Below are 14,177 nucleotides of genomic sequence, written 5' to 3'. Positions count from 1 at the left end.
AAGGAGAGCGCGAGGTGCGGCCCTACTACGAACTGCGCCACCTGGTGGGCTTCGAGGAGACCAACCTGGTCGGCAACGTCTACTACGTCAACTACGTCCGCTGGCAGGGACGGTGCCGCGAGATGTTCCTACGCGAGAAGGCCCCGGAGGTCCTAGAGGACATCCGGGGCGACCTGAAGCTGTTCACGCTCTCCGTGGGCTGCGAGTTCTTCTCCGAGATCACGGCGTTCGACGAACTGTCCATCCGGATGCGTCTCACCGACCTGACGCAGACGCAGATCGGTTTCACCTTCGACTACGTACGGGTCGGCGGGGACACCCCGGGCGAGCTGGTGGCCCGCGGGAGCCAGCGGGTGGCCTGCATGCGTGGCCCCAACACCGGTACCCGCCCCACCAAGGTGCCGGAAGCACTGCGCCGGGCGCTGGCACCGTACGAGGATCCGGCGCCGCGGGACGCGGCCGCCGGCGGGAGGTGACGGCATGGCAGCACCGCAGACGCCACCCGGTCGCGCCCCCGGCACCGCGGCCCCCGACGAGCGCCGTCATCTGCGCGACGTGCTGGGCTCGTTCGCGACCGGCATCGTCGTGCTCACCGCCGGACGGGCCGAGCCGCGCGGCATGACGGCCAACTCGTTCACCTCGGTCTCGCTGGACCCGCCCCTGGTGCTGGTCTGTGTGGCCCGCACCGCCGCGCTGCACGATCTGGTCCTCGACGAGGGGGCGTTCGCGGTCTCGGTCCTGTCGGCCGACCAGGAGCCGGTGGCGCGACGGTTCGCCGATCGCGCGCGTCCGCGCGGGGCCCGGGAGTTCGAGGCCGTCGAGGCGGCACCGGGCCCCCGCACGGGCGCCCCCGTCCTGTCCGGGGCGCTGGCCTGGCTGGAGTGCCGGCTCACCGCCGTCCACGACGGCGGTGACCACTCGATCATGCTCGGTGCGGTCTTGGAGGCACGCAAGAGCGCGGAGGAGTCGGCGCTGCTGTTCCACGGCGGCAAGTTCCGGCGGCTGGCCCCCGTACGCGTGCGCACCTGAGCAGCGGGGCGGGAGCCTCGTACCCCTGGCCCCCGGCCCTTCGTCACTGGTCCGCCGCAGTACGGTGTCGCCGATGTCGAGAAGCCGAGCCGGGCTCCGACAGAGGGGTGAAGGGCGCGCACGAGGCGCCGTGTCACAAGGAGGTTTACCGTGAAGTTCCTGCTGATCATGCATGTGAACCCTGCCATCTGGGAGGCGCTGCCCGAGGAGACCCGCAACGAGGTGATGTCCGGTCACGGCGACTTCATGAAGAAGATCAAGGAATCCGGCGAGTTCGTCTGCACCCAGGCGCTCGCCGAGCCGGCACAGAGCTCGGTGGTGCGGGTACGCGACGGGGTGCCGGCCGTGACCGACGGCCCGTACGCCGAAGCGAAGGAATTCCTGGGCGGCTTCTACGTGATCGAGTGCCGGGACCGGGAGCGGGCGCACGAGATCGCTGCCATGATCCCGGACAGCAAGGTCGAGGGCCTCGGCATCGAGGTGCGCCCCATCGCCTTCTCCGACGGCCTGCCCGAGTGAGCCAGGGCGCGGCGGCCTTCGACCGGACCACCGGCGAACGGCCGCCGCGCCTGCGGTTTTCCGCCCTCGGCGCTCTTCCGCCGCGTGTTAATGTTGCTGGCTCCACATCGACAACCGTGTGCGCGGAGAGGACGTTCGGGGAATGGGTGCAGTCGGTGATGTCGATACCGTTCTGCGCGACTTGATTCCCCGTGTCGTCGGAGTCCTGGTACGCCGCCACGGCTACTTCGAGGAGTGTGAGGACGCCGCCCAGGACGCGTTGGTCGACGCCACCGTCCAGTGGCCCCGGGACGGCGTCCCGGCCAATCCGCTCGGCTGGCTCCTCACCGTCGCCTCCCGCCGCATGGCCGACCGGGCGCGGAGCGAGGCGGCTCGGCGTACGCGGGAGGAGACCGCCGCCGCCCTCGCGCCGGCCGACGCGTGGGCCGCCCACGGACCCGAGGACCAACCGCCGGCGGACCACGACGACTCCCTCACCCTGCTCTTCCTGTGCTGCCACCCGAGCCTGTCACCGTCGTCCCAGCTCGCCCTCACCCTCCGGGCCTGCGGCGGACTGACGACGGCACAGGTTGCCCAGGCGTTCTTCGTCCCCGAGGCCACCATGGCGCAACGCATCAGCCGCGCCAAGCGCCGCATCAAGGAGGCCGGGGCCCTGTTCGAGCTCCCGCCGCCCGAGGAACAGGCGAGCCGGCTCGCCGTTGTCCTCCACGTCCTCTACCTGATCTTCAACGAGGGCTACACCAGGACCTCGGGCACCGATCTGCACGACGTCGAGCTGACGACCGAGGCCATCCGGCTCACCCGGGCGCTGCGCGAGGCGCTGCCCGACGACCCGGAGGTCACCGGTCTGCTCGCGCTGATGCTGCTGACCGACGCGCGCCGCCCCGCGCGCACGGACGCCGACGGCAACCTCGTCCCCCTCGCCGAGCAGGACCGCACACGGTGGGACCAGGAAGCCGTCAAGGAGGGCACGGCACTCATCACCGAGGCGCTGGCCACGGAGCGGCCCATCGGTTCGTACCGCCTTCAGGCTGCCATCGCGGCTGTGCACGCCGAGGCGCCCAGCGCGGACGAGACGGACTGGCGGCAGATCGTCATCCTCTACCAACTGCTGGAGCAGGTCGCCCCGAACCCGATGGTGCGGCTCAATCACGCGGTCGCCGCGGCCATGGCCGACGGCCCGCGGGTGGGCTTGGACCTGCTGCGCTCCCTGGACGACGATCCGCGCCTCGCCGAGCACCACCGTCTGCACGCGGTCCGCGGCCACCTGCTGGAGATGGCGGGCGACCTCGACGCCGCCCGCGCCTGTTACCGGGAGGCCGCCCGCCGCACGGCCAGCCTCCCGGAAAGGCGTTACCTGGAAACGCGCGAGGCCGCCCTCGACGAACGCGACCGCTGACCCGCGCGGCACCGGGGTCACATCTCGGCGCCCGCGCTCACCATGACGGGCCGTACCTCGACGGCGAAGCCGTCGAAGCGGGCATCGGGGATCATCGCGGCCAGTTCCTCGGCCCGCTCCCGTGACTCGCAGTCGACCAGGTAGTACCCGGCCGCGTGCACCGCGACGTCAGGCAGCGGCCCCGGGGCGGCCGTCGCCCGCCCGTCCTTCACCCGCACCACCGAACCCTGGGAGGCATCGGCGAGGAAATTGGTCGCGATCATTTCGCCGGCTTCCCGGACCGTCTCTTGAAGGGCGCGGTGCCCCCGTGAGATCTCGTCGCGCTCGTGTTCCGCCAGGCCGTCCCGGGCCCCCGGTTCCATATGCGTGATCAACAAATACTTCATGGCAGACCTCCTCCTACCGGGTCGTAGCCGAACCGCTGTTCTCGACCCGGTGCGGCGCGCGAGAAGGCCTGGTCGGAGCGCGGACAGGCAGGCTGAGGGCGGGAGTTGGGCTCCCGCGGGCCGAGGCGCTCCATGACCCCGCCGGGGCGGGGAGGCCCGGAGGACGCCGGACGGGGCACGCCTCCGGAAGCGCGTTCCCCTCACACCGGTACGGCTTCCGCGAGCCCGGCGTTCGTCCCGGGGCACACCAGCGTGAGGGGCCGCGGCGTCGCCATGAGGACCGGCACGTCGAGCCGGCTGCGGAAGGAGAGCGGCAGGTCCGGCAGGCACAGCGTGGGGCCCGGTTCGAGTGCTCCGAGACGCCGGCCTCCCATGAGCCGGGCGTCCTTCTGCGAGAGCGCGTGGAGCCCGGCTGCCGTCCCGGCCGGCAGCGAAAACGCCGTCAGGTGGCTCTCGGGGGTCGCCGGGACGGTCAGTTCGTACGGGCCGGGGGCGGCCACGAACGTGCCGGCGAGCGGCCGCCCCTCGGGTATCGGACTGGGGAAGAGCCCGACGAACACGGCACGCCGCTTCTCGCCCGGGGGCAGCGAGACGGTGCTGCGGATGCGGCGCTGCCGGGCGGAGCGGACCAGCGGTTCCGGACCGCGGTGACAGGGTGCGAAGCCGCGGAAGCGACGGTAGTTTGTCGGCGACAGGCCCACACTGCGGCTGAACCGTGTGCTGAATGTCCCCACGCTGTTGTATCCGACGGCGGTGCCGATGTCCACGACATTCCAGTCGGTTGATAAAAGGAGTTCCTTCGCCTTTTCCAGGCGAAGTGCCGAGAGGAACCGTCCTGGCGGGACACCGGTGGCCCGCAGGAAGAGGCGAGAGAAGTGGAATTTACTGAACATGGCAGCTTCGGCCAGCGTGTCCAGGGAGAGGGGTTCGCCCAGCCTGTTCTGCATGACGTCGATGGCGCGCACGATTGCCTGCTCGGTCTCGTCTCTCAACGGTTCCTCGATTCTCAGTGTGTGCTAACCAAGTCATCTCTCATGCACTGCGTCGCTAGCCCGTCATACCTGCACCGACGTGCTCGTGCGACGTGACGGTGTCATATCCAAGTGCGTCAGGCATCTTCCGGATTGCGGGACCGTATGGCCTCTGACCTGCGAACGAACAGCGATGGCGCGTGTTGTGTGAACTGTCCGGTTTTTTTGCCGGAAAGAGCGATGGCCGCTGTGTCTCTATGAGATGATCGCGGGGCGGTCACGTCCGGCTGCGTTGTCGTTCTTCGGCGCGGGGATTCCGGGACACATGAGCGAACGGAGCCAAAGAGCCGCAAGATGCACGAATTCCATCCCGTGGCCGCGTGGCAGGGCAGCAGCCGCTCTCCGAGTCGAGGAGACGTGGGCGCGCAGAGTCACATGAAGTGGATGGGAAGTGTTTTCAATTGCACCTTGAGGATAAAACGGTCGTCGTCTACGGGGTTTCGGACCCACAAGGCATGGCGCTGGCGAAGGCGTTATCGCGGCGCCGTGCGCTGATCTTTCTGGCCGACTCCGTCCCGGAACGGGTCGAGAGCGCGGCCCGTGGCATCGTCGAGGCCGGCGGAGCCGCCGAGTCCGCCGAGGTCGATCTCTCCGACGGGCGCGAGGTCGAGGACTACACGTCCGGCGTGGCCCAGTGGACGGGCGGCATCGACGTGGCGGTGGTGGCGGTCGGCGGCGATCACGCGGTGACGCAGCTGACGGTGGCCCGGGCCGTCGCTTCGCACATGGCCGCCCGGGGCCGCGGCCTCATCGTGGTCACGTCCGTCCGCGCCGCGTCGGAACGCGGACTCCGACACCTCGCCCAGCACATCGCGCCCAGAGGGGTCACCGTACTTCCGGTCTTCTGCGGTTGCGACGCATACCAGAGCGCTGTCCTTCCTTGAGGGGGCCTCCCGTCTCTTCGGGACGTCGGGGGCCGTCTCCGCCGCCGCGGCGTCCGCCGACGCCGGTTGACGCCAGGAGTGCCGGCGGGGCGGCACCGGCCGGGGGCGTCGAAGAGGCGCGGATGTTCCCAGGAGCCGCGAGCGACATCACCATTGTCGGGCGGGGGCGGTGCCGCGACACCTTTGGTCTTGCGCTGCGTCCGCGGACGGGGTGAGGGCGGCGGTACGGGGGCGCCTGTCCGGCGCCGCCCTCGGCCCTGGGGGCGAGCCGGTCACTGCGGGATTCGAGCCGACTGTCCGGCAGCGAGTGCCGCGCTCGACGCACACGGCCACGAGCCGCGCTTACGGCGGGCAGCAGGCGGCTCGGCGTTTATTCGGAATTGCTGAATACCAGTGAGGGTCCGGCAAATAGGCCCGTTCCCCGGACCGGCGGGTAATCTGTCCGCACGCCGGTCACGACACACCACTTCGACGTGAGGGCAGACACGTTGCAGATCTCTGAATTGAGCGACCGCAGCGGGGTTTCGATCGCCAGCATCAAGCACTACCTGCGCCGGGGTTTGCTGCCGCCGGGGCGTGCCACCGCTCCGACCCGGGCTGAATACGGTGAACAGCACATTCGCCGACTCCGGCTCATACGCGCGCTGATCGGCGTACGCGGTCTCTCGGTCCGCTCGGCCAAGGAAGTGCTGGATGCCGCCGCCCGGTACGAAGACGATCCGCGCGAAGCGCTGCGCGTCGTACTGGGAGCCGGTACCGCCCCGCCTGGCGGTGACGAGCACAGCGGGAAGGCGTCCGCAGACGTGGACCAACTGCTCGGCCACATCGGCTGGAAGGTGGCGAAAGACTCCCGTACCAGGCGTGCTCTGGCGGACACTCTGGTATCGCTGCGCTCGCTCGGTACGGACTTCGACTGGCGCTCCCTCGTCCCGTACGCGGAACTCGCCCAACGAACCGCGACGTTGGACCTCGGCCACCTACGGGAAAGGAAAGACCCCGAGGAACAAGCCGAACGAGTGCTGCTCCTGACCATCATGCTGGAACCCGCTCTTCTCGCCCTGCGCCGACTCGCTCAGGAAAACCAGTCGGCCACGGGGCGCGAAGGCTGAAGTGGCAGCGTGGATTTTCCCCTTCCGGCGGCGGCCGGTGTCATTCCCGTGGAAAAGCGCGCGAGCATTGTCGGGTATCCACTTTTCTGCCGCGTCGGGGAAGTCGATGAGATATCGGGCAGCCGCTTGGCTTCGAGCAGGAGGCTCTGGTCGAGGAACGCCATGGTGGCCAGCGGGCCGTCGCACGCGTTGGTGTTCGCCCCAGGGGTGCACCGTGCCCGGGCCGGATCCACACGACGCTGCTCCGCTCCAGCCGGTGGGTCGGGTCCCGGCGGTAGCGGGGCGGGGGGCAGTAGCCGTTTGGGCCCTTGCGTGCGGAGCCTCGGGGGGCGCGTCGACGGAGTGGGCCGTGACACCAAAGCCAACGGACAGCGCACAGTCCAGGCCCCGGTCACCAAGCGCGCCGCGAAAGGCGGCGTTGGTCCCGTACGCCGCGTCGGCGAGCACGACGTCCCGCCAGGCCGCCGACCGCGCCACCGTCTACGCGGACCTGTCCGGCAGGGCGGGTGGCCCACACGAACAGCCACCCCTTGTCCGGGTCGACACTGGCCGTGCCAGGAACCGCCCCATCAGCCCGACGGGTGACAGACCGTTCACTCCGGACGTGTCTGATCACCCGAACTGGCGGGAGATGCGCGCTGGGCAGCCGGGGCTGACGGTGTTTTCCCGGGCCCTGGGGGAGCGGCTGGAGGCGAGTATTTCGGCGGGACGGCAACCATTCTCAGCTCCGCGGCAACTGTTGGGCAGCCCCGTCCCACACGGGTGCCCCCACGTACGTACGGATTGGGACAACACGCATGACTGAGCTGCACGGCCACGGCAAGGCGCGGCACCGCAGAAGGAAGACGGTCCTGCTGGCAGGGGTCCCGCTGGCGCTGGCCGCTGCGGGAGCCATGGCCTACGGCACGGCTTTCGGGGTGTTCGGAGAGGGCATGCAGCCGAAGGCTGCGGCGGCCGCCGCGCCCACCTGGGCCAACGACACCGCCGACGGTTTCGCGTCGGTCCACGCGCTCGGGCAGAAGGGGACGTATGGCGGCAAGGATGGGAAGACGGTCACCGTGCGGACCCTCGCCGATCTGGAGAAGTACGCGTCCGCCCAGGAGCCGTACGTCATCGTGGTGGCCGCGACGATCTCGATGAACCCCAAGGGCAGGGAGATCAAGGTCGCCTCCGACAAGACGATCGTCGGCGCCGGCACCTCGGGGCAGATCGCGGGCGGCGGCTTCTTCCTCGGTCAGGGCGTGCACAATGTGATCATCCGGAACCTCACGATCCGGGACTCGTACCAGGGGACCTGGAACGATAAGGAGCACGACTGGGACGCCATTCAGATGGACGGCGCGCACCATATCTGGATCGATCACAACGACCTGCGGCACATGGCCGACGGGCTGATAGACAGCCGCAAGGACACCACCTACGTGACGGTGTCCTGGAACAAGCTCAGCGACAACAACAAGACGTTCGGCATCGGCTGGACCAAGAACACAACCGCGGACCTCACGATCCACCACAACTGGTTCCGTGAGACGGAGCAGCGCAACCCCTCGACCGACAATGTCGCGCACGCGCACCTCTACAACAACTTCCTGCAGGACGACCCGGGCACCGGCATCAGGTCCTCCTACGGCAACTACGCGCGCGGCAGGACGAAGATGGTCCTGGAGAACAGCTACTTCCAGGGCGTGAACAACCCCGTCACCAAGGACAGCACCGCCGCCCTCGTCCAGCGCGGCAACGTCTTCTCCCGTACCAGCGGCCGCAACGAGACCGGCGGCACGGCGTTCGACCCGAAGGCGTACTACAACTACCGCCTCGACAAGGCGGCCGACCTCCCCGCGCTCCTCAAGTCCGGTACCGGGCCCCGGAATACGATCGGCACGACGGCGAGTGCCAGGACCGCGGCCGCCGCGACGCACAGCACCCTGACCGTGGCCAAGGACGGCAGTGGCCGGTACAAGAGCGTGCAGAAGGCCGTCGACGCCGTCCCGGCGGGCAACACCTCGCGCGTCGTCATTCGGATCGCCCCCGGCACATACCGGGAGACGGTCAAGGTCCCGGCGAACAAGCCGCACGTCACGTTCGAGGGCACCGGCCGCAGCCGCAAGGACACCGTCATCGTCGCAGGCCACGCCGCGGGGATGACCAAGCCGGACGGCTCGGGCACCTACGGCACCGGCGGCAGCGCGACCGTCGCCGTGGAGGCCGACGACTTCCAGGCACGCAACCTCACCATCTCCAACGACTTCGACGAGGCGAAGCACCAGCGGCTGAACGGCCGACAGGCGGTGGCGCTGCGCACCGCCGCCGACCGTATCCGTCTGGACGCCCTCATCATCAGCGGCGACCAGGACACCCTCCTCCTCGACACGGCCGCCAAGGAGAAGACGGGCCGGGTATACCTGACCAACTCCTATGTCATCGGCAATACCGACTTCGTCTTCGGCCGCGCCACCGCGGTTATCGACAAGTCCGTCCTCGCCCTGAAGAAACGCTGGAACGGCACCTCGGCCGGATACGTCACCGCGCCCAGCACCCCGGCCGGGCGCATGGGCTTCCTCATCACCCGCACCACCATCGACGGCGACGTGTCGGCCCGAAGCTTCCACCTCGGGCGCCCCTGGCACGCCGGTGGCGACGCGAGCCTCGACCCGCAGACCACGATCCGAGACAGCATCCTCGGTGCGGCCGTCAAGGCCGCCCCCTGGGCTGACATGGGCGGCTTTTCCTGGAAGAAAGACCGTTTCGCCGAGTACCACAACGATGGCCCGGGCGCCGGCGCCGCCAGCGGTGACCGCCCGCACCTGACGGACGCCCAGGCCGTCGCCCAGGAGACCGCGGACTGGCTCGGCGGCTGGAAGCCCACTGCTGTCTGACCCCGGTCCGGGGGCGGGTCCAAGCCGGGACGCACACTGGGCCGTCCGACCGGCCTGCTCCTGGAAGATCTCACCCCCCTGCCCGTCGCTACGACGGACAACGGCTGCCGCCCGGCCTGCGCCACGCCCTCGAAGAGGGCTGGAAGGGTCGCACTCGAACGCCTCTTCCGTTACGGAAGATCGCTACCTACCGCTCCACCTCACAGCCATCGTTCGACATCACGGACGACAGCACCGTCTCTACCCCCACTAGAAGGAGAAGCGCGTGAGCCGCACGCTGCGCAGATCTTCGTTCCTCGCCCTGCCCGCCGCCATCATGCTGACCCTGATGCCGTCGAGCGCGTCCGCCTACCCAGGCCCCGGGAGGGTCACCGGCGACATCGTCGTCCACGACCCGACCATGCTCCGCGCACCCGACGGGCGCTACCTCCTCCCGTCCAGCCACGGCTACCTGGAGTTCCGCACCTCCACCGACCGCGTCGCCTTCAGCCGCAACGGCAACGCCTTTTCCTCACCGCCCGGTTGGTGGTCGCGCTACTCGCCCGAAAACGATCCGTGGGCACCCGACCTCTCCTACCACGGCGGCCGGTATCTGATGTACTACGCCGTCTCCCGCTTCCGTTCCAACACCTCGGCCATCGGCCTCGCCACCTCCACGACCGGGACGCCGGGCAGCTGGAAGGACCAGGGCATCGTCTATTCCTCCACGTCCAGCAGCGACTACAACGCGATCGACCCCGACCTGTTCGTCGACGACGACGGCAAGTGGTGGCTGGCCTTCGGCTCCCATTGGAGCGGGATCAAGATGATCCGCCTCGACCCGCGGACCGGCAAGCAGTACGCGGGGGACACCACCCGCCACTCGCTCGCCTCGCGCACCACGGGGACGAGGGCGGTGGAGGGCCCGACCGTGGTCAAGCGGAACGGGTACTACTACCTCTTCGCCTCGTACGACACCTGCTGCAGCGGTACGGCATCCACGTACAAGATCAAGGTTGGCCGGGCCACCAGCCCCACCGGGCCCTACTACGACCGCAACGGCGTCGCGATGAACAAGAACGGCGGCACCGTGGTCATGGCGTCCCAGGGATCCGTGATCGGCCCCGGCGGGCAGGACATCATGCGCGACGGCGGCAAGGACCTGCTCGTCTACCACTACTACGACGGCAGTGACGGCGGCGCTCCCAAGCTCGGCCTCAACCTGCTGAAGTGGAGCAACGGCTGGCCCATCGCCTACTGACCGGAGCCCGGCGGCAAGGGACGGCGGAGCGCGCGGGCAAGGAAGTGCAGGGAGACCACCCGGCGTAGATGAACATGCCCAGCCGAAGACCAGCATGAAGACGTTCGCGTAGCTGCGCGGAATACGATCACCCGAGACCATGCCAGTGGCGAGCAGCAAAGCCGCTACCCACTCCGCCACCTGTGGGGGCAGAGGCGGGGCCCCCGACGTGAGGTCGAGGGCCCAGCCAGCGACCACCGAGGAGCCTGGGGCCTACCCACGGCCGCCGCAGTCGTTGACGCCTGCGCCGCGGGCGCGCGCAAGCGGGTGTACGGGCTCAGGAGGGCCTGAAAACGGTCTCGATGACGAAGCACGGCGGCACCGGCACCCAGCTCGCCCCGCCTGGCGGTAGCGTCCCTTGCCTCGGGCACCAGCGGCAGCCAGTCCGGGGCCCTTGCGGTCGCAGTGAAGTCGAGGATGGCCGCTGTCAGCGCCTTGGTACGCCGCGGGGTGCTGAGGTCCGAGTAGGAACGGAACGGAAAACCGGCGTTGCTGTCAAAACTTTTGACGGGCGGGGCTTGCCCCGGTCTTGAGCAGTAGTCGTACGCCGGCCTCGCTGGTCAATGGGACCGTGGTTGGCGCTGAGAACGATCATGGTCTGCCTGTGAGTGCGCTGACCCGGTTCTCGTACTCACGGCGGGCCTTGCGCTGGGCCGGGACCGCCGGGAAGCCGTGGGTGCCGTCGAGCGGCTGGCAGCGGGTGAGGAGCTGGCGGTGGACCGCGGGGGCGGCGGTAACGCGCAGGGTGTAGCCCTGGCCGCGTCGCACCGCGACGCCCTGGTTGAGGGCGGTGCGTTCGGCGGGCTCCAGTTCGGTGGTGCGGAGGAAGTCGGCGACCTTGCCCGGCATGCCGAGGGTGGCCGGCCTACGGCAGCTGGGTCATTGTCCGGGAGGCGTGCCGCCGCGCCGACCGGACGCGGTTCACCCCGCAGAGCCTGGCCCGCAAGCGCGGCCACATGCTGTCCGTGAACGCCTTCCTCACCTGGACCTCCGAGCACGACCTCGCCCTGGGAAACGTCACCCAGCAGCACGTCGACGCCTGGTTGGATGCCAGCGGGCCATCCCGGCGCTCCGTCCGCGGCTTTTTGAACTGGGCCCACCGGCACGGTCTGACCGCCGACCTCATCGTGCCGGGCCCCAGGCGCTCGTCCGAACCGCGCGACTGGTGCACCCCCGGCCAACGGTGGGCCCTGCTGGAACGCTGCCTGCACGAGGACGGCCTCCCGCTCGATGCCTGGGCAGCCGGCTGCCTGATCCTCCTCTACGGCCTCAGCGGACAGCGGATCACCGAACTGACCACCCACCACCTGAGCGGAGGCAAGTACCCCACCATTCTGTTCGGCACCCAGCCCGCCGCACTCCCGCCGGCGGTGTTCGAACTCCGACCCAGCAGGCCGAACATGCCGTCACCGCCTCAGCCATTGCACACAGCAGCACCCGGGCCGGGGCACCGTGGCTCTTTCCCGGCTAGCTCGCCGGCCCCAGCCCGTCATCGCACACCACCTGACCAGCAAGCTGCGGCGCCACGGGCTCCCGGTCTTCCCCTTGCGCAACTCCGCGCTGATCACCCTCGCCGCAGACCTTCCCCCGTCAGTCCTCAGCTCCCTCCTCGGCATCAGCCTCACCGCCGCACTCCGCTGGACCCGGTGCACCGGCCGCGACTGGAACACCTACCCGGCCAGCCGCGTGTGACGGATTGGTGGAGGTCCGGGCCGGTTCGCGACGCACGGAAGACCGCACAGCTGTGGTCGTCGGTGAGGCTGCCCGGGTGGTACTGAGGCCAACCGGCGCAAGGAAGCCAGCTCCTGCGTGATCAACTGTTTGGGAGAATGGGAACAAAGGCACGGTTTCGGGAACTGCCGGTGGACTGTCGCGAAAGATGCCTTTCCGGGCTGCCGGCCCGGTGCTTGAATCGCCTCGCACAGTGGAAACCGGGGCGTCCGGCGTCCCGCCGGACGCGAGAGAGGGGCGACGAGATGAGCATGACTCAGAGCGGCAAGCTGAACCTGGACTCACCGCACTCCACCGAGACACAGGGCGGAAAGACCGATACCTTCCAGCAGGTCACTTTCCCCACCCCGTTCCCCGCAGGATCGAGTGTCATCGTGCAGGTCACGGTGCAGACCTTCAACGGGCCCGAGACGCCCGGTGTGCGACTGCACGACGTGACGAACACCGGGTTCAAGATCCGTTTCAACGAGATTCTCGGCGGGGGCGTCTCGGCTGACGGCAAGCACACCACGGAGACAGTCGGCTGGACCGCCTACACGGTCTGATGGCCCGGCAGGCCATGACCTCTCGGCAGTAACCGCGGTACCGAAGCGGCGATCGTGCCGAGAAGTCCTGTCTGCTGGCACGCTGAGGCAGACAGACCGACGGAATGCGGCAGGTGTACGTGTGTCGCGTATTCAGCGGATGGGGCCGGTTTCTGATTACTGACTGTCGCCGGTCACGGTGGTCCAGCGCGGATCGATGTGGCCCAGCCATGCGTCTTGATCGTCGGCCAGTGGTTGCTTCAGGGGAAGGGGGAGGAACCGGCAGGCGAAGGTGAGGCCGGCGTCGTCTCCGTCGCCGTGGACTTGGTGGTCCCACGCATCGGAGGTGTCTGCTGGTGCCTGGAGGAAGAAGAAGCTGGTTCGTCGTGGCTGACCCGTGTCGGGATGGGGCTTGTCCTCCACGGCGATCTGCCGGACTACCGTGGCTCTCAGCAGACCGGTTTCCTCGGCGACCTCTCGAAGGACCGCTTCTTCCAGTCCTTCGCCTGTTTCGACTCCTCCCGCAGGGACTTGGGTGCCGACCTCCGGCATACCGATGTGGTCGAACACCAGAACTTCGGGGATGGCGAGGTTCCGGATTACGTATGCGGCGACACGGATTCTGGGTCGGGTCATCCCGGCATTGTCAGTCATCGGTGCCTTTCATGGTCGCTGGGGGCGTATCGGCTCCAGGTTCCGCCGGCCTCGGTGACCAAGCGGGTGGTGGCCTTGTCGTGATTGCCGAGTGCCTTCGCGATGACGGGGGCCGGGGCTTGGAGGACGAGCTGACGGATCGCGGAGGTCCTGCCGCGCTGCGGAGGGACGCCGATCTCACGCAGATGGACTTGGAGACTGACCGGGTTCATCGGCTGTCCGGGCTGGCGGCCGGGGAAGAGCCACTGTGAGCTCTTGCTGCTGGCGTAGGGCAGCTGCTGGCGGGACTGAATATAGGCCAGCATCAGGTCGGCAACGGGCTCGGGCAGCGGGGGCGGCGGGTCTTCCAAATGGACGGTGACGGTGGCCTCGTCGTCGGTGACGCCGTCGATGGTGAGGCGGACGATGCGGCTGACGGGTTGTGCATAGAGGAGAACGAGCGCGGCGGCGACCCTGGCCCGCAGGGGCAAGGAGTCGTCATTGAGGACCCGGCGGAGGATCGCGAGCCGGCGGTGCTGGTGCAGCGGTTCCGGGTCCTGGGTGATGACGGTGGGCGGCAGCGTGAGGCGGGGCATCCGGCCGGTCTTCATGCACCACCGCAGGAATGACTGGGACGGACGCCGGGTGGCCAGACTCTCTGTGTGCCAGGCGTCGATGTCAGCCTGCTGGCACTGCCCGATGGCGCGTTCCCGGTCGGCCAGCCATGCGAGGAAGGCGCCGGCCTGGGTGACTTCCTGCTTGGTGTGGTTGGCCTGG

The 14,177-nt window shown here is 69.0% G+C and carries 15 protein-coding genes and 1 pseudogene; 10 read left to right on the top strand and 6 right to left on the bottom strand.

Going from position 1 to position 14,177, the window contains the following annotated elements; translation table 11 throughout:
• Positions 1-14 precede the first annotated feature (14 nt).
• From ACH4K4_RS34005 to ACH4K4_RS33990, 4 genes are all read left to right on the top strand, one after another.
• The gene (locus ACH4K4_RS34005; protein WP_398172909.1) at positions 15-476 is read left to right on the top strand and encodes an acyl-CoA thioesterase; all 462 of its coding nucleotides are present in this window, start codon (positions 15-17) and stop codon (positions 474-476) included.
• Between the two features lie 4 nt (positions 477-480).
• Positions 481-1,029 carry a flavin reductase family protein gene (locus ACH4K4_RS34000; RefSeq protein ID WP_398172863.1) on the top strand — a complete coding sequence of 183 codons (549 nt, stop codon included), beginning with the start codon at positions 481-483 and terminating at the stop codon, positions 1,027-1,029.
• Between the two features lie 150 nt (positions 1,030-1,179).
• A complete protein-coding gene (locus ACH4K4_RS33995) occupies positions 1,180-1,548 on the top strand; it encodes a YciI family protein (protein ID WP_398172861.1) in 369 nt (122 codons plus the stop codon).
• A 142-nt stretch (positions 1,549-1,690) separates the two neighbouring features.
• Positions 1,691-2,947, top strand: a complete 1,257-nt coding sequence (locus ACH4K4_RS33990) for an RNA polymerase sigma factor (protein ID WP_398172859.1) — start codon at positions 1,691-1,693, stop codon at positions 2,945-2,947.
• Between the two features lie 17 nt (positions 2,948-2,964).
• Here ACH4K4_RS33990 and ACH4K4_RS33985 read toward each other — a convergent pair whose 3' ends face one another.
• Positions 2,965-3,333, bottom strand: coding sequence for a YciI family protein (locus ACH4K4_RS33985; RefSeq protein ID WP_398172857.1), 369 nt, complete (start codon positions 3,331-3,333; stop codon positions 2,965-2,967).
• Positions 3,334-3,533: 200 nt separating this feature from the next.
• Positions 3,534-4,325 (bottom strand): helix-turn-helix domain-containing protein, encoded by a 792-nt coding sequence (locus tag ACH4K4_RS33980; protein WP_398172855.1) that lies wholly within the window; start codon positions 4,323-4,325, stop codon positions 3,534-3,536.
• 359 nt (positions 4,326-4,684) lie between these two features.
• On the opposite strand from ACH4K4_RS33980, the gene ACH4K4_RS33975 reads away from it, so the two are divergent.
• Together ACH4K4_RS33975 and ACH4K4_RS33970 are read left to right on the top strand one after the other, a co-directional pair.
• Complete coding sequence (locus tag ACH4K4_RS33975; RefSeq protein ID WP_398172853.1) at positions 4,685-5,248, top strand: SDR family NAD(P)-dependent oxidoreductase; 564 nt, start codon at positions 4,685-4,687, stop codon at positions 5,246-5,248.
• 503 nt (positions 5,249-5,751) lie between these two features.
• Positions 5,752-6,357 carry a MerR family transcriptional regulator gene (locus ACH4K4_RS33970; RefSeq protein ID WP_398172851.1) on the top strand — a complete coding sequence of 202 codons (606 nt, stop codon included), beginning with the start codon at positions 5,752-5,754 and terminating at the stop codon, positions 6,355-6,357.
• A 249-nt stretch (positions 6,358-6,606) separates the two neighbouring features.
• On the opposite strand, the pseudogene ACH4K4_RS33965 reads toward ACH4K4_RS33970, so the two are convergent.
• A pseudogene (locus tag ACH4K4_RS33965) lies at positions 6,607-6,834 on the bottom strand (transposase); the annotation flags it as partial.
• Positions 6,835-7,154: 320 nt separating this feature from the next.
• Here ACH4K4_RS33965 and ACH4K4_RS33960 point away from each other — a divergent pair.
• Together ACH4K4_RS33960 and ACH4K4_RS33955 are read left to right on the top strand one after the other, a co-directional pair.
• Positions 7,155-9,233 (top strand): pectinesterase family protein, encoded by a 2,079-nt coding sequence (locus ACH4K4_RS33960; RefSeq protein WP_398172849.1) that lies wholly within the window; start codon positions 7,155-7,157, stop codon positions 9,231-9,233.
• A gap of 316 nt (positions 9,234-9,549) precedes the next feature.
• On the top strand, positions 9,550-10,473 hold the full coding sequence (locus ACH4K4_RS33955; RefSeq protein ID WP_398172907.1) for an arabinan endo-1,5-alpha-L-arabinosidase: 924 nt from the start codon (positions 9,550-9,552) through the stop codon (positions 10,471-10,473).
• A gap of 630 nt (positions 10,474-11,103) precedes the next feature.
• On the opposite strand, the gene ACH4K4_RS33950 is transcribed toward ACH4K4_RS33955, so the two are convergent.
• The gene (locus tag ACH4K4_RS33950; RefSeq protein ID WP_398172847.1) at positions 11,104-11,361 is read right to left on the bottom strand and encodes a hypothetical protein; all 258 of its coding nucleotides are present in this window, start codon (positions 11,359-11,361) and stop codon (positions 11,104-11,106) included.
• A 603-nt stretch (positions 11,362-11,964) separates the two neighbouring features.
• Here ACH4K4_RS33950 and ACH4K4_RS33945 point away from each other — a divergent pair.
• Positions 11,965-12,204 carry a hypothetical protein gene (locus ACH4K4_RS33945; RefSeq protein WP_398172845.1) on the top strand — a complete coding sequence of 80 codons (240 nt, stop codon included), beginning with the start codon at positions 11,965-11,967 and terminating at the stop codon, positions 12,202-12,204.
• A 284-nt stretch (positions 12,205-12,488) separates the two neighbouring features.
• Positions 12,489-12,788, top strand: coding sequence for a hypothetical protein (locus tag ACH4K4_RS33940; RefSeq protein ID WP_398172843.1), 300 nt, complete (start codon positions 12,489-12,491; stop codon positions 12,786-12,788).
• A 156-nt stretch (positions 12,789-12,944) separates the two neighbouring features.
• Here the strand turns inward: ACH4K4_RS33940 and ACH4K4_RS33935 are convergent, their stop codons facing one another.
• Together ACH4K4_RS33935 and ACH4K4_RS33930 are read right to left on the bottom strand one after the other, a co-directional pair.
• Complete coding sequence (locus ACH4K4_RS33935; protein WP_398172905.1) at positions 12,945-13,403, bottom strand: NUDIX domain-containing protein; 459 nt, start codon at positions 13,401-13,403, stop codon at positions 12,945-12,947.
• A 14-nt stretch (positions 13,404-13,417) separates the two neighbouring features.
• On the bottom strand, positions 13,418-14,011 hold the full coding sequence (locus tag ACH4K4_RS33930; protein WP_398172841.1) for a hypothetical protein: 594 nt from the start codon (positions 14,009-14,011) through the stop codon (positions 13,418-13,420).
• Positions 14,012-14,177 lie beyond the last annotated feature (166 nt).

This window comes from Streptomyces sp. NPDC017529 (assembly GCF_044329785.1).
Classification (GTDB): Bacteria; Actinomycetota; Actinomycetes; order Streptomycetales; family Streptomycetaceae; genus Streptomyces.
This window is presented reverse-complemented; position numbering and strand designations above follow the sequence as displayed.

What these genes read in the sequence shown, in the direction of transcription:
- ACH4K4_RS33960 (WP_398172849.1), top strand. Translation starts at nt 7,155, where the DNA reads ATGACTGAGCTGCACGGCCACGGCAAGGCGCGGCACCGCAGAAGGAAG.
- ACH4K4_RS34000 (WP_398172863.1), top strand. Translation starts at nt 481, where the DNA reads ATGGCAGCACCGCAGACGCCACCCGGTCGCGCCCCCGGCACCGCGGCC.
- ACH4K4_RS33930 (WP_398172841.1), bottom strand. Translation starts at nt 14,011, where the DNA reads ATGAAGACCGGCCGGATGCCCCGCCTCACGCTGCCGCCCACCGTCATC.
- ACH4K4_RS33990 (WP_398172859.1), top strand. Translation starts at nt 1,691, where the DNA reads ATGGGTGCAGTCGGTGATGTCGATACCGTTCTGCGCGACTTGATTCCC.
- ACH4K4_RS33955 (WP_398172907.1), top strand. Translation starts at nt 9,550, where the DNA reads ATGCTGACCCTGATGCCGTCGAGCGCGTCCGCCTACCCAGGCCCCGGG.
- ACH4K4_RS33985 (WP_398172857.1), bottom strand. Translation starts at nt 3,333, where the DNA reads ATGAAGTATTTGTTGATCACGCATATGGAACCGGGGGCCCGGGACGGC.
- ACH4K4_RS33940 (WP_398172843.1), top strand. Translation starts at nt 12,489, where the DNA reads ATGAGCATGACTCAGAGCGGCAAGCTGAACCTGGACTCACCGCACTCC.
- ACH4K4_RS33935 (WP_398172905.1), bottom strand. Translation starts at nt 13,403, where the DNA reads ATGACCCGACCCAGAATCCGTGTCGCCGCATACGTAATCCGGAACCTC.
- ACH4K4_RS33950 (WP_398172847.1), bottom strand. Translation starts at nt 11,361, where the DNA reads ATGCCGGGCAAGGTCGCCGACTTCCTCCGCACCACCGAACTGGAGCCC.